Genomic DNA, 26,274 nt, shown 5'->3' with positions numbered 1-26,274 from the left:
GCTTAGGCGTCTTTTGCCGCTGCTTTACCTGATGTTTTGGCAACGGTTGCGTTCAATGGATCGTCTTGACGTGTGACGGAACCTTCAAAATGTGCACCACTTTCGATTGCGATTGTTTTGTGAATGATGTCACCTTTTACATCAGCAGTTGATGTCAAACGAACCTTAAGGCCGCGCACACGACCGATGATGCGGCCATTGATTACCAAATCATCTGCAATCACTTCACCTTTAACTGTGGCGCCTTCGCCGATGGTAAGCAAATGCGCGCGAATGTCGCCTTCAACAGTGCCCTGAATTTGAATGTCACCAGAGGTTTTCATGTTCCCCTTGATCGCCAAATCTGCAGACAATGTCGACGCTGGCGGCTTTGCCTTTGGTGCAACAGGCGCAGGAGACGCAGATGATGACGGTGTCACAGCAGGCTTGCTTGCCGTTGCTGGGCTTGACTCTGTCTTTGCTGGCGCTGCGTCTTTTGCAGGTGTGTTGATTTTGCTTTTCGAAAACATTAGTTTACTGACCTCATATAATTCGCTGGATTAACAGCTTGGCCGCCTACGCGGATTTCATAATGTAGATGAACGCCTGTACTGCGTCCAGTGTTACCCATATCACCAATACGATCGCCACGTGAAACACGCTGTCCGTTTTTAACGCGAATAGCATTCAGATGTGCATAAAAGGTTTCGAAACCTTGGCTATGACGAATTTTTACCAAATTTCCATAACCGCTTTGACGGCCAGAAAATGTTACAACACCATCAGCCGTGGCAACGATGGGCGTGCCGCGTGGGCCTGCCATGTCACGGCCTTTGTGTAAACGACGCCCACCAGTTTTGGGATCGCTACGATATCCAAATCCACTGGTGTAACGAAAGCTGCCTGCAACGGGGTGTCCCAATGGCACTTTGCGTGCGGCCAATTTCAACAGATTAACGCGATCCAAATCTTTCAACAGTTTGTTCGCACGGTTTGAAATTTGATCATCAAAAATGCTTTTGGATGATACAACAAGCGGAGTCATTGGACCACCTGTGCCTGAATATCCACGGCTGACTTCGTTGATGAGGTTGTCAACGCTGATGCCGCTACGGTTTAGGTTTGATTTCAATGGGCCAAGGGACACATCCACGGCCTCTTCAAGGCGGGCAAAGATTTGATCGCCGCGCTCTTGCAACAGGCGTGAATCAAACTCCATTTCGGCAACGCGATCTTTCAGCGCCTTATGTTCCATTAAAACCGCATCGCGTTCTTGGCTTGTGGTGCCAAGTGCGTCGGTGACAAACGACAGGGTGGTTTGCACATCCTCGGCATTGCCAATGCGATTGTCGATGCTGCCAGAAACAGTTTGCAATTCATTCAACAATGAATCTGATTTTTTCTGTGCGATATCACGATCTTTGACAGCAGCTTGCAATTTGCGCTGCATAATCTTGATGCCGGTCGCCAATTCACGGCGTTCTTCTTCGGCTTCTAACAGATCGGATTGTTGTTCTGAAATTTGTTCAAGTGCGATGTAAAACCGTTCTTGTGCAGTTTGTGCCTCTAATGCGCGCTGATCGCGTTCACCAGAAATTTGTTCCAAACGATCCTGAAACGCAATTTGAATAACTGCAGATTGTTTTCCTTCGGAATTTGCCGTCAGTTTATCAATTAACAACGCGGATGATGCGATCACACTCCAACACACCGTCACAGCGATAGCCGCACCAATGGTCGTCTGTGCCAGTGGCGACAAACGGACGTAGCGAGTTGATTTATCTGATCTCATATAAATACGTTGTTCAGGAACTTGATTTCCCAATGCGCGATTTAATGAAACAAATAGTCTTTTCATTCCCCAGCCTCTTGATTTTTTGCTTGGCTTAGTTACCCCGCCACAGTCTTTACGGAATGGAACATGTTCAATCAAACAGTTTTTACCAGTGTTTCAAAAAACCCCACGATATGCGGTTAAATAAGCGGGATTTTGCCACTTTGAGCATGGTGATGAAACGCGGTGGCGAAACTATGATTTGAAAATTGATTAACTGACGGCAACTGGCCAATAAAAATCAAGCGGCAATCCGGCCTCTGCGCGTTTTTCATCATTGAAGGGTGGTTTCAATCCACCGGGGAAATATTCACCGACCAATCGGTGGAATTCAACCTTTGGATCTTTGTTATGGCGACCACATAAAAAGTGGAACCATTTGGAACCATAGGCCACATGGCCAACTTCTTCGCTATAGATGATTTCCAATGTTTCAACGGTTTTCTCATCACCAACATTGCGAAACATTTCGATCATGCCAGGGGTTACGTCCAGCCCGCGTGCCTCTAGCACCATTGGCACAATGGCAAGGCGCCCCATGAAATCGGTTGCGGTTGATTGCGCTGATCGCCACATGCCCAGATGTGCAGGGATATCGCCGTAAAAGCTGTCCATATCATGTAGGCGATCACATAACAGATTGAAATGTTTGGATTCCTCGGCAGCTGCTTTGACCCAATCGTCAAAATAACCGCGGGGCATATCCACATGGGCAAAACGTGGGATGATGTCCCAATGCAAATCCACAGCGTTCAATTCAATATGCGCAATCGCATGTAGCAACGCCGCACGCCCTTTGACGGAGCCTGTTTTGCGTTTCGGCATTTTATTCGGGGGCAATAGCTCAGGCGCATCAGGGCGCGAAGGCACATCGGGTGGCGTTGTGTTCCCGATTTCAAGCGGGTCGCCATCATCGACTGAATCAAACCACAGCTTGGCCGCGGCAATTGATTTTTGCGTTTTTTCATGCCCGTCTTTGGTGGTCAGCACATCCACCGCCAAGGCGGTTAAGGTTGGACGGCTCATAAATCTTTGACCGCTTGCAATACGGTTTCAACATGATCGGCAACTTTGACCTTGCGCCATTCATTGACTAGATCACCATCCGCGTTGAACAGAAAAGTCGAACGCTCGATGCCCATGAATTTTTTGCCATACATGTTTTTTTCTTTCCAAACACCAAATGTTTCACACAGATCGTGATTTTCATCGGATAACAGGGGGATGGTTAATTCGCGTTTGGCTACGAATTTATCATGTGATGCAACGCTATCCTTAGACACGCCATAAACCACTGTGTTTAAATCGGAAAATGCGTCTTTCATGCGTGAAAATTCAATGGATTCCGTGGTGCAACCCGGCGTGTTATCACGCGGATAGAAAAACAAAACCACGTTTTTCCCTGCCAATTTTGATAGGTCCACATTTGCACCGCCGTCACGCGGAAGGGTTACGTTAGGCAATTTTTGACCTATATGCATCTATATCATCCTTTTTACATGGCGCGCTGTGCGATCTGTCGTAAAATGCAATAGTGGAGCATTTTCCAAAATGCCACCCAAAATACGCTAGGAACCCAGTTGGGACACCAATGACCAAAGACACCGCCGTTGCCCCGCGTAAACGGAAACATCCGTTTTTGCATTTTATCGGATTTTGCTGTTCGGTAACAATAACGGCTGTTGTTATCGCATTGTTATTTATTGGCTTTTTGTATCTGCGGTTTTCAACGGGACCGGTGGAACATCCCAAATTGGTTGAATTTGTAGAAAATCGTATCAATCGGGAAATTAACGGTTCATCGGTGGAGATCGGACAGTTTCAAATCCACGCCAAGGATTTGGATCAAGCGGTGAATATCCAGCTTAAAAATGTTGCTCTGAAAAATGCCAATGGGGCGAATATGTTATCCTTTCCTTTGGCCGAGCTGGCATTTTCAAGCATAGCCGCTGTGCAAGGTGACGCCCGCCCAGAGGCATTGCGCATTCAGGAAATGAATCTTTCAATCATTCGCCACAAAGACGGGTCATTCAATTTCCAAACACAAACTGAAACATCTGATATTGCATTTAATTCGATTGATAGTGTTCTGAATTCATTTGCAAAAATTGAATGGTTGCAAGATTTGCAGACGATCGAATTTACCAACACCAAGGTGCGGTATGATGATCGGTTTTCGGGTCAACAATATACATTTGATCGCGCCAATGTTAGCCTGACGCGAAGCGACGATTTATTTGATTTGCAAAGCAATCTTGAACTTGAACAGGACGAAAATGCAAACACCACGTTGCAAATTTCACTGCGCCATCGATTAGGGAGCGATACAAGCCAGCTTAAGGTTGGGTTTGATAATGCAAGCCCGACGCATTTGGCGCAACAGGTGCGCGCGCTTGGCTGGTTGCGCGGGGTTGATGCGGTGGCATCGGGTTCGTTTTTATTGGAATTGTCAGAAACAGAAATCGTCAAAGATTTCTCTGGCGTGCTTGATTTAACGAACGGGCGTATACGCGGATTGCTGGATGAAACCGCACCCAAATTTGATCAGATCAAAGCCTATTTCAATTATCAAGGGGAGCAAGATCGGTTTTCATTTGATAGCGTTGAAATTGATGCCCCGCGCTTAAAATTAGCCGCAGAGGGTGACGCGATTTTGGTTCGCGATGATCTGGGCGAAATTGAAATTCTGCAAACTGATTTGGAGGTGTCTCAGTTAAAATTTGCAGATCATGATGTGTTTTCCAAAACCTTGGCGTTTCAAACAGCGCATATAAACGCAGATTTTCACATCGGAAAATTTCGCGTTCATGTCCCAAAGGTATATTTAAAAGATGAAAACAGTAGCTATTTTGTTGAAGGGACATCTTGGATTAACGATGATATTTGGCAAAACAGCTATCAATTTCGTGTTGATGAAATTGGTATAAATCGCCTCATTTCGCTTTGGCCGTTGGAAGCAGCAACAAAAACCCGCGACTGGATTGCCAAAAATATCACCAAGGGCAAGGTGCAGGATTTAAACGGGCATATTGTTCTACGTGATGGATCGCCCACGTTGGATATGAATTTTTTCGCCAGCGATGTTGATGCAAAATTCATGCGCACCATGCCACCATTGCAATCCGCTACTGGGGTGGGGCGGTTAACCGAAACCGCATTTTCAATTGCGCTGGCCAAGGGGCATGTCATAACCCCGCGTGGCGAGCAGGTGGATTTGGCGGGTTCAATGCTTTCAATTCCTGAAATCACGGCAAAGCCTGCGATTGCAAAAATTGATTTGGAAACCCAAGGAAGCGTACCAGCCGCGCTTGAATTGTTAAATGTTGAACAGTTTCAATTCATGGACAAGGTTGGGTTGAAAACCGATGTGGCACAAGGAAATTTGCGCACCCGCGGAAAATTGCACGTTCCATTATCGAAAAATACAAAAAACAAAGATTTGTTTATTGATTTCAACGGCGACATTCAAAACCTTAGCTCTGAAAAACTTGTATCAGGTAAAACAATTACTGCCAAAAGCGTTGCAATGAATGTTGATAATGCCGGCATGACATTGCAAGGGCCAATTCGGTTTGACGGGCTGGATACCACCACGCAATGGACAATGGCATTTGGGCAAGGGCAATCGCAAAATATCACATCCACCCTGCGGCTGGATCAAAACAGTTTACGCAAGTTTAATGTAAATTTCCCCAAAGGGAGCATTGATGGCCGTACAAATGCGACGGTCGATATCAAATTGAACAGAAATCAAGCCCCTGATTTTCAGTTGCAAAGTAAACTAAACGGGCTGTCTGTGAATGTGCCAACCTTGGGGTGGCGCAAGGGCGCAAATTCATCGGGTGATTTGCGTGTTTCAGGAACACTGGGGCAAAATCCCAAAATTGATCAATTTACATTTGCAGCGGATGGTCTGACCGCCAAAGGCACGGTTGATCTTGGTGACAAAGGATCATTCAAGGGCGCAAAATTTAATGAAATCAAGGTTGGGAATTGGTTTAACACATCCGCAACACTTATCGGGCAGGGTGTACAGGCAAGCAAAATCGTTCTTAACGGTGGTCGCGCCGATATGCGCCGTTTTCAATTTGGGAATGCCAGCGGCGCAGGGGCAATTGATGTCACTCTTGATCAGCTTGTCATCACGGATGCCATCACATTGCATGGTTTGCGTGCAACGCGGGGCGCGGGTGCATCCGCGGTGGGGCGATTTAGCGCGCGATTAAATAATCAGGCCAACATCGCGGGAACATTTGAAAATGGCCAAAACGGCACACGCATTCGCATTCAATCCGCTGATGCAGGGGGCACATTGCGCGGGGGTGGTGTGATGCAAACCTATCGGGGGGGGGATTTAATACTTGAAATCGCGCCACAACAACAAGACGGACATTTCAAAGGCAAATTTTCCATCAGCGGTGGGCGTATGGTGCAAAGCAACGGTATGACTTCATTGCTTAACGCAATGTCGGTGGTTGGCTTGTTGCAACAAATGAAATCCAAGGGCATTCATTTTGATAAAATCATCGGCAATTTTGCGATCACGCCTAAAAATATCCAGCTTCAAAACATAAGCGCGGTTGGCCCATCAATGGGTATGACGGTGAATGGCTGGTATAGTTTGGGTCAAAAAACGGTTGATCTAGAAGGGGTGGTCACACCGCTTTATGTGTTGAACGGTGCGTTTCAACGTGTGTTTGGAAAATTATTTGGCCGTCAAAAAGGCGAAGGTTTGTTTAGCTTTACCTACACAATGAAAGGTGACGCAAAAAATCCCAAAGTGGGCGTAAATCCGTTTTCCATTTTAACACCTGGCATTTTTCGTGAAATTTTTCGCCAAAATCAACCAAAGCCGTCGCAATAGGCTTGCAATTATATCTGCGTTCGGACACAGGCTGTTTTCATGAAACTGTCTGATTTTGATTTTGAATTACCCGAAGAATTGATCGCGTTGCGTCCAGCAAAACCGCGGTCTGCATCGCGTATGTTGGTGGCGCAATCAAACGATATCAAACATCAAACATTTGCCGATTTGGCGCAATTTTTGCGCCCGAACGATCGTTTGGTTTTAAATAATACCAAGGTTATCCCCGCACGTTTGAACGGACAACGCCGGCGCATTTCGGATAATGGCGAAACATTTGCAGGGTTGGAAATTACCTTGCTTTCCATGGATACCAACGGGCATTGGTTGACATTGGCAAAACCCGCAAAGCGGGCAAATATTGGTGAACAGATCATTTTCGCCGATGGGTTTTGGGCCATGGTGATTTCCAAATCCGAACAGGGCATGGTGTTGGAATTCAATCAGTCTGGAAACGCGTTTGATCAACAATTGGCCGCCAATGGATTTATGCCATTGCCACCATATATCGCATCAAAACGCCCCGCCGATGAACAAGATATGTCGGATTATCAAACCGTATTTGCCAAAACCATGGGCGCGGTTGCCGCGCCGACTGCATCGCTTCATTTTGAAACGGATCAGTTGGATAAACTGCGCGAAATGGGTGTGAACACCAGCGAAGTGACCTTGCATGTGGGTGCTGGAACCTTTCTTCCGGTCAAGGTTGACGACATTACAGATCATAAAATGCATTCCGAATGGGGCGAGGTGAGCGCAACCGCCGCCGCCGAAATCGCACAAACCCACGCCAGTGGTGGGCGGGTAATCCCCGTTGGCACCACGGCATTACGTTTGATCGAAACCGCAGCACGTGGTGGGGAAATCAAACCTTGGGTCGGGGATACCGATATTTTCATCACCCCAGGATTTGAATTTCACGCAACTGATGCATTGATCACCAATTTCCATTTGCCAAAATCGACATTGTTAATGTTGGTCAGCGCGTTAATGGGAATGGATCGCATGAAAGAGATTTATCAAACCGCAATCGCCCAAAATTATCGCTTTTTTTCCTATGGTGATGCATCGTTATTGGTTCCATAGTACGTTAACGCCAAAATTCGTCGAAAACAGCACATTTGTATGTTTGGTGATCGTTTAAGTCACAGCTAAATCTTACGGAGTAATGCCCATGTTTGGGGTTCTTAAAAATTCATGGGCATTGCTGGTTGGTATGCTCTTGTTAATGCTTGGCAATGGCTTGCAGGGCACGTTGCTCGGTATTCGCGGCGCGATCGAAGGGTTTAGCCCTGTAACCATGTCGTGGGTGATGGCGGGTTATTTCCTTGGCTTTTTGGGGGGATCACGGCTTGCCCCTGAAATGATCCGACGTGTTGGGCATGTGCGGGTTTTTGCAGCGCTCGCATCGCTTATTTCCGCTTGTTTGATCCTATACGCCGCTTGGCCAAACCAGTATTTCTGGTTTTTCCTGCGTGTCGTGCTGGGGTTCAGTTTTTCTGGCGTTTATGTTGTGGCAGAAAGCTGGCTGAACGATAGCGCAACAAATGAAACGCGCGGACAAACCTTATCGATGTATTTGATCGTGCAAATGATCGGTATCGTTTTGGCGCAATGGGTCATGAACTTTGCCGATCCAGGCGGATATACGTTGTTTGTGATTGTATCGGTTGCGGTGTCTTTGTCATTTGCCCCGATTTTGTTGTCGGTAAGCCCCGCGCCACAGTTTCAAACGACAAAACCCATGCGGCTTTATGATTTGATGGTTGCATCACCGCTTGGGGCGGTTGGTAACTTTTTGCTTGGTGGTGTGTTTTCTGCTCTTTTTGGTATGGCGGCGATTTTTGGCACGGAAAAGGGTATGGATGTTTCTGATATCACTTGGTTTGTGGCGTCAATCTATACCGGTGGGATGCTTTGCCAGTTTCCAATTGGTTGGCTGTCTGATCGGATGGACCGACGCATTTTAATCGTGGCGATAACTGCGATTGGATTTGTTGCATCATTGTTCGCCACATTTGTTGATGGCACCTTTGTGATGTATCTTGTGGTTGGGTTTATCATCGGTGGTGTTTCTAACCCATTGTATTCATTATATATTGCCTATACGAATGACTTTCTGGAACACGAAGATATGGCCGCGGCCTCTGGCGGATTGATCTTTATTAACGGTCTTGGTGCGATCGTTGGCCCGATGATTGTGGGTTGGGCGATGACGCAGTTTGGCCCTAACAGCTTTTTCGCCTATATCGGGGTTTTGATGGCGATGATGTCGCTTTATGCGATGTATCGTATGACCCAACGCGCAGCACCGTCTGTGGAAGATACCAGCGTTTACACCCCCATTTCCCCATCTGGTTCACCTGTTGCAGTTGAGCTTGCACAAGAATATGCTATCGAAATGGCGCTGGAAGAAGAACAGCACGCTGCTCAGGAGTAAGCATGGAACGCGCAGAAGAAATTGTTGATTTTTGGGTAAACGATGTTGGCCCCGACGGTTGGTATGTGGCGGACGAAAAAGTAGACGCAGAAATCACGCAACGGTTTATGAACGATTACGATCTGGCCGCCAGTGGCAAGTTGGAAGAGTGGGAAGAAACCGCCACGGGCACATTGGCGTTGATCATTCTGTTGGATCAATTTGCACGTAATATGTTTCGTGGGCGCCCTGAATCATTTGACGCTGATCCCTTTGCACGCGATGTGGCGGGACGGGCCATTCGTAAAAATTTCGATCAGGAAATTGATGAACCCGTACGACAGTTTTTTTACATGCCATTTATGCATTCAGAAAACTTGGGCGATCAAAATATCGCGGTGAAGTTGTTTAAAAAACGTACCAGCGACATTGGAAACAATCAAATTCACGCGCGCGCGCATCGTGAAATTATTCATAAATTTGGAAGATTTCCATTTCGTAACGCCGCCTTGGGCCGCGAAGACACCCCAGAAGAAACCGCATTCATTGCCGAAGGTGGGTATCGCTCGATTGTTGAAAAGCTAAGCGCGGAATCCAACGAGTAGCCACGCTTGCCACATCGTTTGATTTGGTGCATTATATAATAGTTTAACGTTAAACTATATGCGAGATCTATGATGGCTGACACATCCTTTGATATGATTGTAATTGGCGCAGGGCCAGGTGGCTATGTTGCTGCGATCCGCGGTGCGCAATTGGGGTTAAAGGTTTGCGTGGTTGAACGCGAACATGTTGGCGGGATCTGTCTGAACTGGGGTTGTATCCCAACAAAGGCTTTGTTGCGATCGTCAGAGGTTTTCCATTTGATGCACCGCGCCGCTGAATTTGGCCTGTCTGCGGATAACATCAACTATGATCTGGGCGCGGTGGTGAAACGTTCGCGCGGAGTTGCGAAACAATTGTCGTCTGGCGTGACCCATTTGTTAAAGAAAAACAAAATCACCACAATTATGGGTACGGCAAAATTAACCTCGAAAAACAAAATTTCCGTGAAAACGGATAAAGATACGCAAGAGCTTACCGCCAAAAACATCGTTTTGGCCACGGGCGCACGTGCGCGTGAATTACCGGGGCTGGAAGCAGATGGTAAAAACGTGTGGACATATAAACACGCGCTAAACCCGCCGCATAATCCCAAAAAGCTTTTGGTGATAGGTTCAGGTGCGATTGGTATCGAATTTGCCAGCTTTTATCACACGCTTGGCGCAGAAACGACCGTGGTTGAAGTGATGGATCGCATCTTACCCGTTGAAGACGCAGAAATCGCCGCATTCGCCAAAAAGTCCTTTGAAAAACAGGGAATGACGATCATGGAAAAGGCGACTGTCAAAAAGCTTGATCGCGCCAAGGGTAAAGTGACCGCGCATATTGAAAAAGACGGCAAAACAGAAAAACAAGAATTCGATACAGTGATTTCCGCTGTGGGGATTGTTGGCAATGTCGAAGATTTGGGTCTGGAAGAGCTCAAAATCAAAACCGATCGCACCCATGTTGTGACAGATCCGTATTGCCGCACAAATGTCGATGGCATTTTCGCCATCGGTGATCTGGCGGCGCCGCCATGGTTGGCACATAAGGCATCCCATGAGGGTGTGATGGTGGCCGAATTAATCGCAGGACAAAAACCACATCCTGTAAAACCCGAAAGCATTGCGGGCTGTACTTATTGCCATCCTCAAATCGCATCCGTTGGCTATACCGAAGCGGCGGCCATGGAAAAAGGTTTCGGTATCAAAGTTGGGAAATTCCCATTCATCGGCAACGGCAAAGCCATCGCATTGGGGGAGGCTGAAGGCATGGTCAAAACCGTCTTTGATGCCAAAACCGGTGAATTGTTGGGCGCACATATGGTGGGCGCAGAAGTGACCGAATTGATCCAAGGCTATGTCGTTGGTCGCCAATTGGAAACCACCGAAGAAGACTTAATGCACACCGTATTCCCGCATCCGACACTTTCTGAAATGATGCATGAATCTGTGCTGGATGCCTATGGCAAAGCTATCCATTTTTAATTGAACGGGCAGGGGGCGGCAGCATCGCCGCCCTTACGCAAATGCTAAACCAACACCATATGCCACGGCGGCACATACACCGCCGACTAGAACTGTTTCACCAACACAGCGCAAAATGTTTTGACGAATAACCCCAAAACGCAAAAGCCCCAATATGGTTAGCGCACTGAACGTTGCAATCACCGACAGATGAAATGTGGATCGCACGGGATCAAACATAAAATATGGCAACAGCGGGATAATCCCAAATGCGATGAATGCCGCAAATGTGGCCAAACCGTTAAGCGCAGGGTTTTCATCGGCAGGATCGGACATCCCGATTTCATAGGCCATCATGAAATCCGCATAATATTCGGGATAGCGTTGTAATATATCGGCCATGGCAACCGCATCCGCATCGCTCATGCCTTTGTCTGCTAGGATTTCCAATGCCTCTTGGCGTTCCATCTCTGGGTTTTGTGCAATCTCGACCAATTCATCATCGCGTACCGAATGATACAAATCGTTTTCGCTGCGCGCCGACAGATATTCACCCAAGCCCATCGCCGTGGCATCGGCAAATAAATTGGCCAAACCAAACAACAACACCGCAATTGCACCAACCTGCGCCACGCCGTCCTGACCAGCACCTGCAAACCCTGCAACCACAGCAAAAGTTGTGACAATCCCATCATTGCCGCCATAAATGATCTGTTTAATGAATTCGCCCATTTTCGAAATATGATGCTCGCGTCCGCGATGGGTGGTGATACCGTTGAATGTGTCGTTCATACTCATTTCCAAAATAAAAGGGCCACGCCCAGCGTAGCCCTTAACATGCGAATTGCAAAGCGTGGCTTATGCCGCTTTGTTTGCTTCTGCGTCTAGATAGGCCAACAGGTTTTCTGGTGAACTTTCGCCATATGGATCATCACCATGGTTATCTGCACGACCTGGCTCTTCGAACCATGCTTCAACAACGCCGTTATTCACGATGGCGGCATAGCGCCATGAACGCATACCAAACCCAAGGTTATCTTTATCAACCAACATGCCAACCTTGCGGGTAAACTGACCTGAACCATCTGGGATCACTTTGACATTTTTAATCTCTTGGCTCTGCGCCCATTTGTTCATCACGAAACTGTCGTTCACGGACAAACAATAAATTTCATTAATTCCAGCGGCTTGGAATTTGGCGAAATTGTCTTCAAAGCCGGGCAATTGGTATGTTGAACATGTCGGCGTAAATGCACCTGGAAGCGAGAATAAAATCACGCGTTTATTGGCGAAAAAATCAGCCGTTGTTTTATCTTCCCAGCGAAATGGATTTGGGCCTTCGATTGCGTCATCACGCACGCGGGTGTGAAATGTAACGTCAGGGAGGGTGACACCAGTTTTCATCGTATTTTCCTTTGTTTTCAATGTGGTTACTGCAAACCACAGAATCGATTATTCTCTTGCGCAACCTATTGTTCAAGGCGTGCAATACAACAACATATTTGTAACATACGGGTCTTTGCGACAATTTTGCGCGGCGTTATTTCAACACCTATGCAGAATGTGAAACCCTGCTATGAAATTCATCACAATTTGGCTGATTTGATGCACAAAGTGTTACATTCCAATCTGCGGTATGTATAGTAATCGCAACAAGCGAGGATTGTGATGCGTGATTTAAATATTCCCGAACAGCGCCACCCAGAAAAGGCGCATAAGCCTGACAATGCCCAGCCTAAAAAACCGGATTGGATTCGGGTCAAGGCACCAACGTCAGATGGTTACAAAAAAACCCGTGACATCATGCGCGACAACAAATTGGTCACTGTCTGCGAAGAGGCGGGTTGCCCAAATGTCGGTGAATGCTGGTCACAAGGCCACGCCACAATGATGATCATGGGCGAGGTTTGTACACGCGCTTGTACTTTTTGTAATATCGCAACAGGCAAACCGCCAGAGGATCTTGATGTGTTTGAACCGGGTCGTGTCGCGTCTGCGGTTAAAAAACTTGGCTTAAACCATGTTGTTGTCACATCCGTTGATCGCGATGATGTGGCTGATGGGGGTGCGGAACATTTCGCACAAACCATTCGCGCCATTCGCAAACAATCGCCAAACACCACAATCGAAATCCTCACTCCAGATTTCATTCGCTGTGATGATAGCGCGCTTGAAACCGTCGTTGCTGCACGCCCCGATGTGTTCAATCACAACCTTGAAACGGTTCCGGGATTGTATCCAGAGGTCCGCCCGGGTGCGCGTTATTTCCACAGTTTGCGTCTGTTACAACGGGTGAAAGAGCTTGATCCATCCATGTTTACCAAATCGGGTATCATGGTTGGCCTTGGGGAAAACAAACAATCCGTTGTGCAAGTCATGGAAGACATGCGCGCCGCTGATATCGATTTCCTCACCATCGGGCAATATTTGCAACCAACCCCAAAACACCACGCGGTTGATCGTTTTGTCACGCCAGAAGAATTTGCAAATTATGAAAAAACTGCGTTTAACAAGGGTTTCTTGATGGTGTCTGCCACGCCGCTCACACGATCCAGCTATCACGCAGGCGATGATTTTGCCCGCCTTCGCGCTGCACGGCTCAAGGCACTCGGCCACTAATAAAAAAGGCCAGCAAATGAATTGCTGGCCCTCTCCAAATGTTTAAAATATCCGCGCCGCAGGCATCTGCTCTAGCGCCCGCGCGCCTTTGGCTTGCCTTTGTTGCGCGATGAATTCGCCTTGCCCTTGCCAGCGCCTGCCCATTTCCCACCGCGTGGTGGGCGCGATGCGCGGCCACGCCCGCCAGCTGGTTTATCCATGGATGGCATGGGTGTGTTGGTCAAACCTTCCATCACCTCAACAGGAATATCCTGTTTGATCACCTTCAAAATATCTGCCAATTGTTTTTGCTCATCTGGTGCGCAAAACGCAATGGCACGCCCTTCCGCACCTGCACGCGCAGTGCGCCCAATGCGGTGAACATATGCTTCTGGCACGTTTGGCAGATCAAAATTCACAACCAATTCGATGCCCGGAATATCAATCCCACGCGCGGCGATATCGGTGGCGATCAAAACAAAGGTTTTGCCTTTACGAAAATCATCCAATGCCCGTTGGCGCTGGCCTTGGGATTTGTTTCCGTGAATCGCATCAGCTTTAATATCTTGTGTTCCCAACCACTTAACCAGCTTATCTGATCCATGTTTGGTCCGTGAAAACACGATGATACGTTTGTTTGGGTTCGCTTTTACAATGCGTTCCAGCGCCAATCCTTTGTTCATCTTGACCAAATACATCAACGATTGTTTGATCCGCTCTGCGGTTGAAGACACTTGTGCAACGGCCACTTCAACAGGATCATCTAAATATGTATTGGTTAGCTCTTTAATCGCTTTTGGCATGGTGGCCGAGAAAAGCAGCGTTTGACGCTCGCTTGCAACCTTGCCCAAGATACGCTTGATCGATGGTAAGAAACCAATGTCCATCATCTGATCCGCTTCGTCCAGTACGATGAAATTCGTTTGATCAAGGCGCAATGCCTTTTGATCAACCAAATCTTCCAATCGCCCAGGTGTTGCCACCAAAACGTCCACACCTTTGGACAATGCCTGCATTTGTTTGCGGATGGGCGCACCACCGATCACAGATGTGATCGTCAAAGGCATGCGTTTGCCATATTCTTTGATCGCGGTGTGGATTTGCAATGCCAATTCACGTGTCGGCGACAAGATTAACGCACGTGCCGAACGTGGTTTCAATTCGGCTGGGTTCATCAGCAAATTTTGCAACAATGGCAATGAAAATGCTGCGGTCTTACCCGTACCAGTTTGCGCCAAGCCGACAATATCACGCCCCTTTAGAATGGCTGGAATGGCCTGTTCTTGGATCGGTGTTGGTTTTTCATAACCTTGAAAACCAAGCGATTTGACGATTTCAGGATCAAGCCCCAAGGAAGCAAACGCGCTTGCGTCTGATTTTGGCTTTGGTTCTGACTTTTGTTTTTTTGCTGTGGGGGCGGGGCGGCTTGCATTGCGCAAAATGCGGCCTTCTTCGTCTGTCATTTGAGTGATGTTTGCAGCGGCTTGTTTGCCCGTTACATCATCTGTTTCCATTTCAAATAAAAGACGATCGCCTTCTTTGATTTGTTTTAGCCCTGTTTTTTTCAGTGCTTTCATATGTACAAAAACATCATCACCAGCTTCGTCTGGTTTGATGAATCCGATGCCCTTTTTGGCGTTATACCAAATTACGGTGCCTGTATTCATTGATTATACCTATCTGACGCGAAACAGCCCGTCTGGTGCCATTGGCACGACAGGTTTCGCATTGCGTTTCATTTATGATTGCGCTTCTTCTTTTCATGCGACAAACACAAATTCCAAAACGCGCAAATGGCCGATGCCATTGATCGCGCTTCAATAGGTTTCGCACACATAAGTCAAGCGATTAGAATTTTGGCATCCGTCCGCGCAGGTTATTGTTCACATTTAACGCATCAGGCCAGCCGAAAAAATGTTCAAACACTGCGATTGCAATACAAATCGCGACAACGGCCATCACCAGTTTCACACGTTTCCAAGATGGCGGTCGTTGTGCCCAGCGTTTTGCGCGCATCAACCAGTGCAGGTTCATTTGAATACGACCTTGCCGATATGATCCAAATTGCGGTTGCGTTGGGCATAATCAATGCCATATCCCACCACAAATTCATCGGGGATTTCGAAACCAATCCATTTTGCGGAAACGTCCACCTCACGCCGTGCGGGTTTGTCAAGCAATGCGCAAACCTCCAAACGGGCAGGGTTGCGTGATTTCAACAGATTTAGCACATGGTGCAATGTGTGCCCTGTATCAACGATATCTTCGACCAAGAGGATATCTTTGCCTTCTATTTCGCCGCGAAGATCCTTTAATATCCGCACTTCGCGCGATGATTCCGTGCTGTTGCCGTAAGACGAGGTTTCCAAAAAATCGACCTCGCATGGCAAATCCAGTTCGCGGGCCAGATCGGCGATGAAAACGAATGATCCGCGCAACAGGCCGACCACGATCAATTTGTCGGTATCTGCGAAATGTTTGGAAATTTCCGTAGCTAGCGATTCCACGCGCGCAGCAATAGATTTAGCGGAAATCATGGGTTCAACTTGGTAATTATCGTGGTTCATTCTGGTTCCTCTCAATTCATCCTAGCAAATTGTACAACCGCGACAAGATTAAGCGTGACCTTGCCATTCATCCTGATAAAAGAGGCGCCATGCCGACCCATGCCGAAAAACGAGTGATGCCCTATACGCCCCAACAGATGTACGATCTGATTGCGGATGTAAACGCATATCCTGACTTTTTGCCATGGTGTTCTGCGGCGCGTATTCGCAAACGCACAGAACAGGATTCCACAACAATTCTTGACGCTGATCTGGTGATTTCATTCAAAGTGTTTCGCGAACGTTTTGGGAGCCGTGTCACATTAAACCCCGATGATATGCAGATTGATGTCGAATATCTGGATGGGCCGTTTAAGTATTTGAACAATCACTGGAAATTCAACGATCACCCTGATGGGTGCGAGGTGGATTTTTTCGTTGATTTCGAATTCAAATCCAAAATCCTACAAGGGTTGATTGGCGTTGTGTTTAACGAGGCGATGCAACGCATTGTGGGCGCATTCGAAACCCGCGCAAAAAACCTCTACACATAAAAAAGCCGCCCCCGAAGGGACGGCCAAATGCACCTTTATAGTAAATTTATTACGATGCGTGATCGTATGCGCGTTCGCCGTGTGATGCCAGATCAAGCCCTGTGATCTCGTCCTCTTCGCTCACGCGAATTGGGAAGACCAGCGCAACCAGTTTCACCAATACGAATGTCACAACCAATGTGAATAGACCAACAACAACCAATCCGCCCAATTGCGCGGTCCAGCTTGCGTGGCCAAACAATGCCAGCATGATGATGCCAAACATGCCGCCAATGCCGTGCACAGCGAACACATCCAATGTATCGTCAATGTTCAACCATTCTTTGATGACCCAGCACATTTCCTGGCACATGATGCCGGCGATCCCACCGATGATTAACGCCTCAATCGGGCCAACAGAACCAGATGCGGGTGTAATGGATGCAAGGCCTGCGATTGTCCCTGTGACCATGCCAACCAAGGATGCTTTGCCGTATTTTATGCGTTCCCATGCAGCCCAAGTCAGCGATGCAGTTGCCGCTGACAAATGTGTCACCGTCAATGCCATCGCCGCACCACCATCCGCAGCCAACTGTGATCCGCCGTTAAAGCCGAACCAACCGACCCACAACATACCAGCACCCAACATTACGAAACCTGGATTATGTGGGGGTACGTTTTTCTTGCGACGTCCACCCAAAACCACGGCAATGACCAATGCGGCCAGACCCGCGGTTTCGTGCACCACGATACCACCGGCAAAATCATTCACAGCGTCAGCGAATAATGCGCCTTCGCCACCTGCGAGCAATCCGCCGCCCCAAATCCAATGCACAACTGGTGCATAACACAGCAACATCCAAAGCCCCGAAAATGTCATGACGAACGCAAAGCTGATCCGTTCAACATAAGCGCCAACAATCAGGGCAGGGGTGATAATCGCAAATGTCATTTGGAATGCGAAAAATAGGATTTCTGGGATTGTCCCAGACAGGCTATCGGCATCAACGCCGTTGAGGAACATTTTGCCCAAACCGCCCCAATACATATTGCCATCACCAAAAGCGATGGAATACCCAAATGCCAGCCAAAGAACCGACATCAAACATGCAATTGCAAAACATTGCATAAAAACACTCAGCACATTTCGTGCGCGCACCAAGCCGCCGTAAAACAACGCAAGGCCAGGTAAGGTCATAAACAGAACCAGTGCCGTTGCGACAATGATCCATGCTGTATCTGCACCATTCATAAGAACATTTCCCTTTGATTTTTTTCTTTGTCAGGGTCTATGCCACGAAATTGTGCATGATCAAGGCGCGGATTGCTTAACCTGCGGTCATTACGCCAAATTAATGTGCAGTTGCGAGTAATTGTTTAAATTGTGTGCAGAAATTACGGTGTTAGCCTAAAAAATTACCAATTGGTTATTATAGTTTTGCTGCATTTATTTGCGCAAATAACAACGCCAACGCATGTTCTACCGTTTTTTGACGCACATTTGCACGACCAATGGCGCCAAATTCAACGGTTTCAACCGATGGTTCATTGCCAGTGCGCACCACGCCAAAACAAACGCGGCCTTCGGGTTTGTGTTCTGATCCGCCGGGGCCTGCGATGCCTGTGACCGCGACGGCAAGGTTTGCATCGGAATGTTTTAATGCGCCCACACACATTTCACGCGCAACCTGTTCAGAGACTGCGCCAAATTTTTGCAATGTATGGCCGTTCACGCCCAGCATCTGTTGTTTGGAATCGTTGGTATAGGTTACGAATCCGCGATCAAATACATCGGATGATCCTGCAACATCGGTTAATGCCGCGCTGATCATACCTGCGGTACAGCTTTCTGCGGTGGCGATGGTAATGCCACGATTGCGTGCAGATTCCAAAATCGTTTCGACCAGTTCTGACATCAAAACATATCCTGAATGCGAAATAGGGCAACGATACAGATCGCGGCCATGATGCCCGCCAGCACATCATCCATCATCACCCCAAATGCTGTGTCTTTCTTATCGGCCCAGCTAACGGGGAATGGTTTTGTGATGTCAAACAAGCGGAACAATGCGAAAGCGAGCAGGCTGTAGATAAACAATTCACCGTGTGAGAATGGAAATTCCGGATGGTAAGACGCGGCAAAGCTGACAGGGATCAACGCGATCCATTGGCCCGCAACCTCGTCAATAACAATTTCGGACGGGTCGTGATCATCCTTGCCTTTGGTTTCCAGTGCGGTTGCCCACCAGCCAATGAAAAACACAATCACCGCCGCAATGGCCAACCACCACCATTGCCCAAACATGTGTAATACATATGCAAATGGCAGTGCGGCCAATGATCCAAATGTGCCAGGTGCACGTGGTGCCAGCCCTGAATAAAACCAAGTTGCAATAAAGCGTGTCATTGTTTGATCACCGTTGCCGTTGCCAATGTGGCAATGCCCTCATTTCGACCAGTAAAGCCGAGCTTTTCTGACGTTGTTGCCTTGATCGAAACGCGATCCAGATCAATGTTTAATATCCCTGCAATATTTTCACGCATGGCAGGGGCATGTGGGGTAATTTTCGGCATTTCACAGATAATGGTGCAATCGACATTGCTAATCTGGAATCCCAAATCGCGCACAGTTTCAACTGCTTTGCGCAGGAAAATATCTGAACTGGCACCTTTCCACTGTGGATCGCTTGGTGGGAACCAGCGTCCGATATCACCCTGTGCCACGGCGCCAAAGAGAGCGTCAGTAATTGCGTGCATGGCAACATCTGCATCCGAATGACCAATCATTGATTTATTATGTGGAATTTTAATTCCATTCAAAATCACATGATCACCAGCGCCCAGCGCATGTACATCAAACCCGTTCCCTGTGCGTATGTCGATCACGTCATTCCCTCAGCAATTTTTCCGCCAGCGCAAAATCGCCAGCATGTGTTATTTTTATATTTCGCTCTGATCCAAGCACAACATCAACGTCCATACCAGCACGCCGTGCAATCGCAACATCGTCATCCGCAGGGGTATCCGTTGCGCGATGCGCAGCCAAAATTTTGGCGGTTTCAAACGCTTGGGGTGTTTGTGCACGCCAGAATGTATCGCGTGGCTGCGCCGTTGTTGCCTGCCCATCATCGACCGCCCAAATCGCATCGGTGATGGGCAGGGCGCAAAATGCAGCACCTGTTATCTGCACCTGATCTATCACACGGGTCAGCGTTTCAATTGGCAACAATGGGCGTGCGCCGTCATGGATTAATACATATTCCGCACTGATTGATTCCAAACCCAAGCGCACGGTTTCGCTCCGGCTTGCGCCGCCGATAATGTGCCCGACAAGCCGTGCATCATCAATATTTCGTGTAGCGTCATGAAACAACGCAACATCATCAGCGTGAATCGCAACACGTATTTTAGAAATATCATCATGTGCCAAAAGGTTCATAATTGTATGATAGATAACAGTTTTATTGCCCAATGCACGATATTGCTTGGGTGTTTCACCGCCTGCGCGGGTGCCTCGGCCAGCGGCCACGATAAGTGCTGCAATTGTCATGATACCGCTTATAGCGGCGTATTTTCGCGTGGCAACGTGCGTTTTATATTGGTAATCGCCTAATTAATATTGCGGTGCACAAAATTTGTGATTGCGCCCAACCAATTTTAGTGCACATATATTAATCATGGCTTCTATTCTGATTGGAAAACAGGCAATCATGCCTCCTGTGCTTTTGTCGCCTTTGGCGGGGATTACAGACTTACCTTATCGTAATTTGGTAAAATCCTTTGGTGCGGGCTTGGTCGTGTCTGAAATGGTTGCTAGCCAAGAAATGGTACAAGAACGCGCATCTGTGCGTGCGCGTGCTGAACTTGGGTTTGATGTAGAGGGTACATCGGTTCAAATCGCTGGTCGCGATGCGCATTGGATGGCGGAATGCGCCAAGATTTGCGCAGGCAATGGCGCGAAAATAATTGATATCAATATGGGCTGTCCTGCGAAAAAGGTAACACAGGGGTATTCCGGCAGTGCGTTGATGAAGGAACCCGAATTTGCGTTAACGCTGATCGATGCGGTTGTTCGCGCAGTGGATGTTCCCGTGACGCTAAAAATGCGCCTGGGTTGGGATGACGAAAGCCATAACGCCCCGCAAATTGCCGCTTGGGCACAGGGTGCGGGTGTGAAAATGGTGACGATTCACGGACGCACGCGCCAACAGTTTTACAAAGGCCATGCCAATTGGAACGCAATTCGTGCGGTCAAAGACGCGGTTGAAATACCCGTAATCGCAAATGGCGATATTGTGGATGCCACATCAGCACGCAGCGCGTTATCCCAATCAGGTGCCGATGGCATTATGATCGGACGGGGCAGTTATGGCAAACCCTGGGTCTTGGCCCAAATTGCATCGCAAATTTATGGTACGAAAGCGCCCAAAATCCCAACGGGACAGGCATTGATTGATATGATTTTGAATCATTACAATGCAATGCTTGATTTTTACGGTGATGAATTGGGTAACCGCGTCGCACGTAAACATTTGGGTTGGTATATGGATGATATGAACCTTTCACCCGAAATGCGCAAACGGGTTTTGACCCAAAAAGATATTCATGAAACCAGACGTTTAATCGCAGATTTCCCCGAACATATTCAGGTGGCAGCATGACAGATATATCGCTTGAATTGATCTGGGAAACGTTACCATTTCCTGCGTTTGTGGTGGGGCGTGATAATTTGATCGAACGGGGCAACCCCGCATCCGAACAATTGGCGCAAACTTCGGTTAAACAGATGATGGGCAAACCATTGTCGCGCTATTTTGGCAAAAATTCGATTGTGATTGAAACCATCCGACAGGCACATGAACAGACATCTTCGTTTACGCAATACGGCGTCGATGTCGCCACGGCAGAGCGCAGCGTTTTACCCTGTAATTTGCATGTGCATTTTTTGGATGTTGATCGGGGCAAGATCCTGTTGATTATTCAACCAACGGGGGTTGCGCAAAAAATGAGCCAATCACTGGGCCATATGACAGCGGCGCGTTCCGTGAGCGCGATGGCCGCAACCCTTGCCCATGAAATCCGCAATCCATTGGCGGGCATTATTGGCGCATCGCAATTATTGGCGATGAATGCAGATGCAGAAGATTCCAAACTGGCCGAAATGATCGGGCAGGAGGCGAAACGCATCGGAAAACTGGTGGATCGTGTGGAACATTTTGGCGACCAACGCCCAATTGGGCGCGCATCGGTGAATATCCACGATGTGCTGGATCGCGCTTCTGCTTCTGCACGGGCGGGATATGGTGCGCATGTGACCTTTGACAAAAACTTTGACCCATCATTGCCAGATGCGGCTGGGGATGCGGATTTATTGCTTCAGGTGTTTCAAAACCTGATCAAAAACGCAGTCGAATCCGTGGATGATCGCGGCGGTATTATCAAGCTGCGCACTTCGTATAATTCAGGCGTGAAATTTGCGGTGTCGGGACATAAAACCGAAAACCTGCCGCTGCAAATCGAAGTCACGGATAACGGCAAGGGCATCCCCGACACGTTGATCAAAGAAATTTTCGAACCCTTCGTTTCAAGCAAGGTGAATGGCACGGGGCTTGGCCTGTCGCTTGTCTCAAAAATCATCGGCAGCCATGGCGGGTTAATTGAATGTAGCAGCGGCGAAGGACGCACCACGTTTATCGTGCGTTTGCCGATCTGGAAAAAACAAAAGGAAACGGTGTAATGGACGGTACAGTATTGGTTGCAGACGACGATCGCACTATTCGCACGGTGCTGACACAAGCATTGACGCGCGCTGGTTGTAAGGTGCGCTCGACAGGCAGCGTGAATACATTATGGCGCTGGGTCGAAGAGGGCGAAGGTGACGCCATCGTATCCGATGTGATGTTACCAGATGGCAATGGCTTGGAATTATTGCCATCCATCAAACGCAAACGCCCCGAATTGCCCGTGATCGTTATTTCGGCACAAAATACGGTGATGACCGCGATCAAAGCATCGGAATCTGGCGCTTACGATTATCTGCCAAAACCCTTTGATTTGAAAGAGTTACTGTCCAAAGTTAACAAGGCTTTGTCACAGGGTGGCCCGTCGGATTTGCACAACACATTGGATGTATCCAAAGGTCAGGATTTACCCCTGATCGGGAGTGCGCCCGCCATGCAAGAGGTTTACCGTTTGCTGGCCCGCGTATTGAACACGGATCTGAGCGTGATGATTTCTGGCGAAAGTGGTGCGGGCAAAAGCCTGCTTGCGCGAAGCTTGCATGAATTGGGACATCGCAACAAAGAAGACTACGTTGTGATCAATGCGCCAACCCTGACCGCAGATAAGATCGAGGGAATATTGCTGGGTGGGCACGAAGACCAAGGCGTTGATGTCGCGCTTCAAGGTGCCACGATTTATTTGGATGAAATCGCCGAAATGACACCGGATTCACAGGTGCATTTGCTGGAAATGCTTCGTTCCGATGCGGTTAAGGCGAAAAACTTTCGCTTTATTTCATCCACGCGGCGTGTTTTGGCCGACTTGGTAAACGAAGGCAGTTTTCGTGAAGATTTGTTTTACCGTCTGAACGTTGTGCCCATCGCATTGCCACCATTGCGTGATCGTTTGGGCGATATTGCCGAATTGACGCATCATTTCTTGCAACAAGCGGCGACAACTGGATTGCCCAGCAAAACCATTTCCGCCAAGGCATTGGAACATATGCGGTCCGCATTATGGACAGGGAATGTGCGCGAATTGGAAAATTTCGTAAATCGTATGGTGATTATGGCGCCAGAGGATGAAATTTCAGGTTCATTTGTTTCTGAATCCTTACAGACCATGCCACGAATGAAACCTGAAAATGATAACCTGTCAGGTGAAAAACTATCCACCGCGGTGGAGGCGCATATTAAACGGTATTTCGATTTGCATGGTGATGCATTACCGCCACCTGGCATGTATAACCGTATCTTGCGAGAGGTGGAGTTGCCCTTGATCGCGCTTTCATTGGCTGCAACACGCGGAAATCAGATCAAAACAGCCGAATTATTGGGCATAAACCGCAATACTTTGCGAAAAAAGATATCAGATCTCGATATTGTCGTGACACGCAGTAAGAAAATGATGTAAAAGCGCCACAGGTACTGAGGTAAAAACGGAACGGTTACTCTATGAGGCAGTTCCCACTGATAAGATTGGGCGACAAGCTCAACAGGTGGCGTAAACTTTCCAGTGTGCGAATGACATTCGCATGGGGGTTGTTGGCGCTTGGCCCGTTACTCATCATTTTTACGATCGTTGCGCTTCGTACAATTGCCGATGCAGGCAGTTCGCCAATCATGCGTGGCATTATTTTTGCCGACTTTATTTATGGTATTTTAATTGTGTCTTTGGTGATAACCAGCATCACGCGGGTTTATATCGCGCGAAAACGCAATTCTGCTGGTTCACAGCTTCATATGCGATTAAGCGGCGTCTTTGCGATCATCGCATTGATCCCAACCGTTTTGGTTGCGTTATTCGCAGCACTTATCATTAACGCAGGGCTCGAAGGTTGGTTTTCCAACCGTGTGCGTGATGTGGTTGGTTCATCGCTAGCAGCAGCACAAGCATACGAAACCGAACAACGCGAAGATTTACAAGAAGACGTGGCATTGCTGGCGCGTTCATTAAACGAATTAAAACGTCGCCAACCATTTTTAGAAGACAGCGAATTGCGCGTGGCCTTAACGCAGCTTCAGACAAATGTGCAACGCGGATTAAAAGAGGCCTATGTCATTGATGGCGGGTCAGAGCTTCGCGCGCGGGGCGAACAAAGCTATCTGTTTGGATTTGAAGAACCAAAACCCGAAAACCTAGAGGCCGCGATAGCGGGCAAAACCGTGGTGATCGAAGATTGGTCAAACGATGAATTCCGCGCACTTGTCCGATTAGAAAGCTTTGCCGACAGATTTTTATATGTATCACGCGAAGTCGATGGTGAAATCCTAAGCTTGCTTGATGATACCAAAGAAACCGTTCAGTTTTACAATCAAATGGAAAGCGAACGCGATCGCTTGTTGTTTGATTTTAGTCTGATTTATCTGGCGTTTGCTGCGATTATTACGCTGTCTGCGATTTGGATTGGTTTGATTTTTGCCGAACGTTTGGCACGCCCCGTTGGGCGGCTTGCGGGTGCCGCGCAACGATTGGGGCGCGGTGATTTTGATGTGCGCGTTGTCGAAGAACGTGGCGATGATGAAATCGCGATGCTCAGCCGTGTGTTTAACACCATGACATCACAGGTGAAAAAACAACGCGATGATTTGATCGCTGCCAATATCGAAACCGAACGCCGCCGTCGTTTGTTTGATGGCGTATTGTCCAGCGTGACCGCTGGGGTGATTGGCCTGTCCCAAGATGGGCGCATTCGTGTGATGAATAGCGCGGCGGAACGGTTGTTAAACCTTGATCTTGCCCGTGACATGGATCGTGAAATTGACGATGCAATCCCCGAATTTTCCGAATTGTTCCACGAGGTAGAGGATAAAACCGTTTCATCCAAACAACGCCAAATCAGCCTTACACGTGCTGGCACATCTGAAATTTTGCTGGTGCGCATGGCGGAACGGCGCGAAGAAGGTGGCGAAGTTGAAGGTTATGTTGTCACTTTTGACGATGTATCCGATTTGGTTTCTGCGCAACGCATGGCTGCATGGGGTGATGTCGCGCGGCGCATTGCACATGAAATCAAAAACCCACTGACGCCAATTCAATTATCCGCCGAACGCGTAAGCCGAAAATTTGGCCCGATGCTGGGTGATCAATCAGATGATTTGAAACAATACACTGATGTTATTGTGCGTCAAACCAATGACTTACGCCGCATTGTTGATGAATTTTCCAAATTCGCACGGATGCCAGAGCCAGATAAGCGCAATCATGATTTGACCGCATTGGTCAAAGATGCCGTTGTCTTACAAAAGGCCGCGTTAACGGATGTGCATATTTCCATGTCAAATCGTGCCGGTACCATTTGGCTGGATATCGACGATACAATGATCCGTCAGGCGCTGACCAATCTGATCAAAAACGCCGGCGAAGCCATTGAAGCATATCAAGAAAAAGACATTGAAGATGGGTTTGAACCCAAGATCAAAGTTGCCATGCAAATGCATGACGACGCCGTTGAAATTACAATCGCAGACAATGGCATTGGCCTTCCTGCGGAAAACAGATCACGTCTGTTTGAACCCTATGTCACCCATCGTGACGAGGGGACAGGGCTTGGTCTGTCGATTGTGAAAAAGATTATCGAGGAACACGGTGGAACCCTCGAATTAATCGATGCCCAGAAATTTAAGGGGTGTCGTCACACTGGCGCATTAGCGCGCATCATTTTGCCACTTGGCAGCAATTCCACCGAACATAATCAAAAAGCAGACGCAAAAGTCGCATAAACAAAGG

The 26,274-nt window shown here is 48.0% G+C and carries 25 protein-coding genes; 11 read left to right on the top strand and 14 right to left on the bottom strand.

Features of this window, described 5'->3' with window-relative positions:
- Positions 1-2: 2 nt before the first annotated feature.
- From BFP76_RS10605 to BFP76_RS10590, 4 genes are all read right to left on the bottom strand, one after another.
- Positions 3-509, bottom strand: coding sequence for a bactofilin family protein (locus BFP76_RS10605; RefSeq protein ID WP_099593458.1), 507 nt, complete (start codon positions 507-509; stop codon positions 3-5).
- Positions 509-1,837 carry a DUF5930 domain-containing protein gene (locus BFP76_RS10600; protein WP_099593456.1) on the bottom strand — a complete coding sequence of 443 codons (1,329 nt, stop codon included), beginning with the start codon at positions 1,835-1,837 and terminating at the stop codon, positions 509-511. The genes BFP76_RS10605 and BFP76_RS10600 overlap by 1 nt, the downstream gene beginning before the upstream one ends.
- Positions 1,838-2,026: 189 nt before the next feature.
- Positions 2,027-2,839 carry a ferritin-like domain-containing protein gene (locus tag BFP76_RS10595; protein WP_099593454.1) on the bottom strand — a complete coding sequence of 271 codons (813 nt, stop codon included), beginning with the start codon at positions 2,837-2,839 and terminating at the stop codon, positions 2,027-2,029.
- Positions 2,836-3,294, bottom strand: coding sequence for a peroxiredoxin (locus tag BFP76_RS10590; protein WP_099593452.1), 459 nt, complete (start codon positions 3,292-3,294; stop codon positions 2,836-2,838). Before BFP76_RS10590 ends, BFP76_RS10595 begins: the two co-directional genes overlap by 4 nt.
- A 110-nt stretch (positions 3,295-3,404) precedes the next feature.
- Between BFP76_RS10590 and BFP76_RS10585 the strand changes: the two genes are divergently transcribed.
- From BFP76_RS10585 to lpdA, 5 genes are all read left to right on the top strand, one after another.
- A complete protein-coding gene (locus BFP76_RS10585; RefSeq protein WP_099593450.1) occupies positions 3,405-6,677 on the top strand; it encodes a YhdP family protein in 3,273 nt (1,090 codons plus the stop codon).
- A gap of 39 nt (positions 6,678-6,716) precedes the next feature.
- Positions 6,717-7,763, top strand: a complete 1,047-nt coding sequence (queA, locus tag BFP76_RS10580) for a tRNA preQ1(34) S-adenosylmethionine ribosyltransferase-isomerase QueA (protein ID WP_099593448.1) — start codon at positions 6,717-6,719, stop codon at positions 7,761-7,763.
- 88 nt (positions 7,764-7,851) lie between these two features.
- Complete coding sequence (locus BFP76_RS10575) at positions 7,852-9,117, top strand: MFS transporter (RefSeq protein WP_099593446.1); 1,266 nt, start codon at positions 7,852-7,854, stop codon at positions 9,115-9,117.
- 2 nt (positions 9,118-9,119) lie between these two features.
- Positions 9,120-9,701: a DUF924 family protein gene (locus BFP76_RS10570; protein ID WP_099593444.1), complete on the top strand. Its 582-nt coding sequence runs from the start codon at positions 9,120-9,122 to the stop codon at positions 9,699-9,701.
- A gap of 72 nt (positions 9,702-9,773) precedes the next feature.
- Complete coding sequence (gene lpdA / locus BFP76_RS10565) at positions 9,774-11,168, top strand: dihydrolipoyl dehydrogenase (RefSeq protein ID WP_099594079.1); 1,395 nt, start codon at positions 9,774-9,776, stop codon at positions 11,166-11,168.
- A 33-nt stretch (positions 11,169-11,201) separates the two neighbouring features.
- On the opposite strand, the gene BFP76_RS10560 is transcribed toward lpdA, so the two are convergent.
- Positions 11,202-11,939, bottom strand: a complete 738-nt coding sequence (locus BFP76_RS10560) for a VIT1/CCC1 transporter family protein (RefSeq protein ID WP_099593442.1) — start codon at positions 11,937-11,939, stop codon at positions 11,202-11,204.
- 66 nt (positions 11,940-12,005) lie between these two features.
- The gene (locus BFP76_RS10555; protein ID WP_099593440.1) at positions 12,006-12,551 is read right to left on the bottom strand and encodes a peroxiredoxin; all 546 of its coding nucleotides are present in this window, start codon (positions 12,549-12,551) and stop codon (positions 12,006-12,008) included.
- A 258-nt stretch (positions 12,552-12,809) separates the two neighbouring features.
- On the opposite strand from BFP76_RS10555, the gene lipA reads away from it, so the two are divergent.
- Positions 12,810-13,766 carry a lipoyl synthase gene (lipA, locus tag BFP76_RS10550; protein WP_099593438.1) on the top strand — a complete coding sequence of 319 codons (957 nt, stop codon included), beginning with the start codon at positions 12,810-12,812 and terminating at the stop codon, positions 13,764-13,766.
- Positions 13,767-13,837: 71 nt separating this feature from the next.
- Here the strand turns inward: lipA and BFP76_RS10545 are convergent, their stop codons facing one another.
- From BFP76_RS10545 to hpt, 3 genes are all read right to left on the bottom strand, one after another.
- The gene (locus BFP76_RS10545) at positions 13,838-15,412 is read right to left on the bottom strand and encodes a DEAD/DEAH box helicase (RefSeq protein ID WP_099593436.1); all 1,575 of its coding nucleotides are present in this window, start codon (positions 15,410-15,412) and stop codon (positions 13,838-13,840) included.
- A gap of 181 nt (positions 15,413-15,593) precedes the next feature.
- Positions 15,594-15,779 (bottom strand): hypothetical protein, encoded by a 186-nt coding sequence (locus BFP76_RS10540; protein WP_099593434.1) that lies wholly within the window; start codon positions 15,777-15,779, stop codon positions 15,594-15,596.
- Complete coding sequence (gene hpt, locus BFP76_RS10535; RefSeq protein WP_099593433.1) at positions 15,776-16,312, bottom strand: hypoxanthine phosphoribosyltransferase; 537 nt, start codon at positions 16,310-16,312, stop codon at positions 15,776-15,778. Before hpt ends, BFP76_RS10540 begins: the two co-directional genes overlap by 4 nt.
- Positions 16,313-16,401: 89 nt before the next feature.
- Between hpt and BFP76_RS10530 the strand changes: the two genes are divergently transcribed.
- Positions 16,402-16,845: a type II toxin-antitoxin system RatA family toxin gene (locus BFP76_RS10530; RefSeq protein WP_099593431.1), complete on the top strand. Its 444-nt coding sequence runs from the start codon at positions 16,402-16,404 to the stop codon at positions 16,843-16,845.
- 49 nt (positions 16,846-16,894) lie between these two features.
- On the opposite strand, the gene BFP76_RS10525 is transcribed toward BFP76_RS10530, so the two are convergent.
- The 5 genes from BFP76_RS10525 to ispD all read right to left on the bottom strand — a co-directional run bounded on the left by BFP76_RS10525 (position 16,895) and on the right by ispD (position 20,374).
- Entirely contained in the window at positions 16,895-18,076 is a 1,182-nt protein-coding gene (locus tag BFP76_RS10525; protein WP_099593429.1) for an ammonium transporter, read from the bottom strand.
- Between the two features lie 178 nt (positions 18,077-18,254).
- Entirely contained in the window at positions 18,255-18,740 is a 486-nt protein-coding gene (locus tag BFP76_RS10520; protein WP_099593427.1) for a CinA family protein, read from the bottom strand.
- On the bottom strand, positions 18,740-19,231 hold the full coding sequence (locus tag BFP76_RS10515) for a phosphatidylglycerophosphatase A family protein (RefSeq protein ID WP_099593425.1): 492 nt from the start codon (positions 19,229-19,231) through the stop codon (positions 18,740-18,742). Before BFP76_RS10515 ends, BFP76_RS10520 begins: the two co-directional genes overlap by 1 nt.
- Positions 19,228-19,710 carry a 2-C-methyl-D-erythritol 2,4-cyclodiphosphate synthase gene (gene ispF / locus BFP76_RS14800; RefSeq protein ID WP_338064508.1) on the bottom strand — a complete coding sequence of 161 codons (483 nt, stop codon included), beginning with the start codon at positions 19,708-19,710 and terminating at the stop codon, positions 19,228-19,230. The genes BFP76_RS10515 and ispF overlap by 4 nt, the downstream gene beginning before the upstream one ends.
- A gap of 1 nt (position 19,711) precedes the next feature.
- On the bottom strand, positions 19,712-20,374 hold the full coding sequence (gene ispD, locus BFP76_RS14795) for a 2-C-methyl-D-erythritol 4-phosphate cytidylyltransferase (RefSeq protein ID WP_099593423.1): 663 nt from the start codon (positions 20,372-20,374) through the stop codon (positions 19,712-19,714).
- Positions 20,375-20,534: 160 nt separating this feature from the next.
- Between ispD and dusB the strand changes: the two genes are divergently transcribed.
- The 4 genes from dusB to BFP76_RS10485 all read left to right on the top strand — a co-directional run bounded on the left by dusB (position 20,535) and on the right by BFP76_RS10485 (position 26,267).
- On the top strand, positions 20,535-21,485 hold the full coding sequence (dusB, locus tag BFP76_RS10500; RefSeq protein WP_240514030.1) for a tRNA dihydrouridine synthase DusB: 951 nt from the start codon (positions 20,535-20,537) through the stop codon (positions 21,483-21,485).
- The gene (locus BFP76_RS10495) at positions 21,482-22,561 is read left to right on the top strand and encodes a two-component system sensor histidine kinase NtrB (protein ID WP_099593419.1); all 1,080 of its coding nucleotides are present in this window, start codon (positions 21,482-21,484) and stop codon (positions 22,559-22,561) included. Before dusB ends, BFP76_RS10495 begins: the two co-directional genes overlap by 4 nt.
- The gene (locus tag BFP76_RS10490; RefSeq protein ID WP_099593417.1) at positions 22,561-23,958 is read left to right on the top strand and encodes a sigma 54-interacting transcriptional regulator; all 1,398 of its coding nucleotides are present in this window, start codon (positions 22,561-22,563) and stop codon (positions 23,956-23,958) included. Before BFP76_RS10495 ends, BFP76_RS10490 begins: the two co-directional genes overlap by 1 nt.
- Before the next feature lie 110 nt (positions 23,959-24,068).
- Positions 24,069-26,267, top strand: a complete 2,199-nt coding sequence (locus tag BFP76_RS10485) for a sensor histidine kinase NtrY-like (RefSeq protein WP_240514029.1) — start codon at positions 24,069-24,071, stop codon at positions 26,265-26,267.
- The last annotated feature ends 7 nt before the right edge of the window (positions 26,268-26,274 follow it).

Source organism: Paramylibacter kogurei, assembly GCF_002742285.1.
Classification (GTDB): Bacteria; Pseudomonadota; Alphaproteobacteria; order Rhodobacterales; family Rhodobacteraceae; genus Amylibacter; species Amylibacter kogurei.
The sequence above is the reverse complement of the archived record's forward strand: the minus strand, read 5'-3'. Positions and strand labels throughout refer to the sequence as shown.

What these genes read in the sequence shown, in the direction of transcription:
- BFP76_RS10605 (WP_099593458.1), bottom strand. Translation starts at nt 509, where the DNA reads ATGTTTTCGAAAAGCAAAATCAACACACCTGCAAAAGACGCAGCGCCA.
- BFP76_RS10600 (WP_099593456.1), bottom strand. Translation starts at nt 1,837, where the DNA reads ATGAAAAGACTATTTGTTTCATTAAATCGCGCATTGGGAAATCAAGTT.
- BFP76_RS10595 (WP_099593454.1), bottom strand. Translation starts at nt 2,839, where the DNA reads ATGAGCCGTCCAACCTTAACCGCCTTGGCGGTGGATGTGCTGACCACC.
- BFP76_RS10590 (WP_099593452.1), bottom strand. Translation starts at nt 3,294, where the DNA reads ATGCATATAGGTCAAAAATTGCCTAACGTAACCCTTCCGCGTGACGGC.
- BFP76_RS10585 (WP_099593450.1), top strand. Translation starts at nt 3,405, where the DNA reads ATGACCAAAGACACCGCCGTTGCCCCGCGTAAACGGAAACATCCGTTT.
- queA (WP_099593448.1), top strand. Translation starts at nt 6,717, where the DNA reads ATGAAACTGTCTGATTTTGATTTTGAATTACCCGAAGAATTGATCGCG.
- BFP76_RS10575 (WP_099593446.1), top strand. Translation starts at nt 7,852, where the DNA reads ATGTTTGGGGTTCTTAAAAATTCATGGGCATTGCTGGTTGGTATGCTC.
- BFP76_RS10570 (WP_099593444.1), top strand. Translation starts at nt 9,120, where the DNA reads ATGGAACGCGCAGAAGAAATTGTTGATTTTTGGGTAAACGATGTTGGC.
- lpdA (WP_099594079.1), top strand. Translation starts at nt 9,774, where the DNA reads ATGGCTGACACATCCTTTGATATGATTGTAATTGGCGCAGGGCCAGGT.
- BFP76_RS10560 (WP_099593442.1), bottom strand. Translation starts at nt 11,939, where the DNA reads ATGAACGACACATTCAACGGTATCACCACCCATCGCGGACGCGAGCAT.
- BFP76_RS10555 (WP_099593440.1), bottom strand. Translation starts at nt 12,551, where the DNA reads ATGAAAACTGGTGTCACCCTCCCTGACGTTACATTTCACACCCGCGTG.
- BFP76_RS10545 (WP_099593436.1), bottom strand. Translation starts at nt 15,412, where the DNA reads ATGAATACAGGCACCGTAATTTGGTATAACGCCAAAAAGGGCATCGGA.
- BFP76_RS10540 (WP_099593434.1), bottom strand. Translation starts at nt 15,779, where the DNA reads ATGAACCTGCACTGGTTGATGCGCGCAAAACGCTGGGCACAACGACCG.
- hpt (WP_099593433.1), bottom strand. Translation starts at nt 16,312, where the DNA reads ATGAACCACGATAATTACCAAGTTGAACCCATGATTTCCGCTAAATCT.
- BFP76_RS10530 (WP_099593431.1), top strand. Translation starts at nt 16,402, where the DNA reads ATGCCGACCCATGCCGAAAAACGAGTGATGCCCTATACGCCCCAACAG.
- BFP76_RS10525 (WP_099593429.1), bottom strand. Translation starts at nt 18,076, where the DNA reads ATGAATGGTGCAGATACAGCATGGATCATTGTCGCAACGGCACTGGTT.
- BFP76_RS10520 (WP_099593427.1), bottom strand. Translation starts at nt 18,740, where the DNA reads ATGTCAGAACTGGTCGAAACGATTTTGGAATCTGCACGCAATCGTGGC.
- BFP76_RS10515 (WP_099593425.1), bottom strand. Translation starts at nt 19,231, where the DNA reads ATGACACGCTTTATTGCAACTTGGTTTTATTCAGGGCTGGCACCACGT.
- ispD (WP_099593423.1), bottom strand. Translation starts at nt 20,374, where the DNA reads ATGACAATTGCAGCACTTATCGTGGCCGCTGGCCGAGGCACCCGCGCA.
- dusB (WP_240514030.1), top strand. Translation starts at nt 20,535, where the DNA reads ATGCCTCCTGTGCTTTTGTCGCCTTTGGCGGGGATTACAGACTTACCT.
- BFP76_RS10495 (WP_099593419.1), top strand. Translation starts at nt 21,482, where the DNA reads ATGACAGATATATCGCTTGAATTGATCTGGGAAACGTTACCATTTCCT.
- BFP76_RS10490 (WP_099593417.1), top strand. Translation starts at nt 22,561, where the DNA reads ATGGACGGTACAGTATTGGTTGCAGACGACGATCGCACTATTCGCACG.
- BFP76_RS10485 (WP_240514029.1), top strand. Translation starts at nt 24,069, where the DNA reads ATGACATTCGCATGGGGGTTGTTGGCGCTTGGCCCGTTACTCATCATT.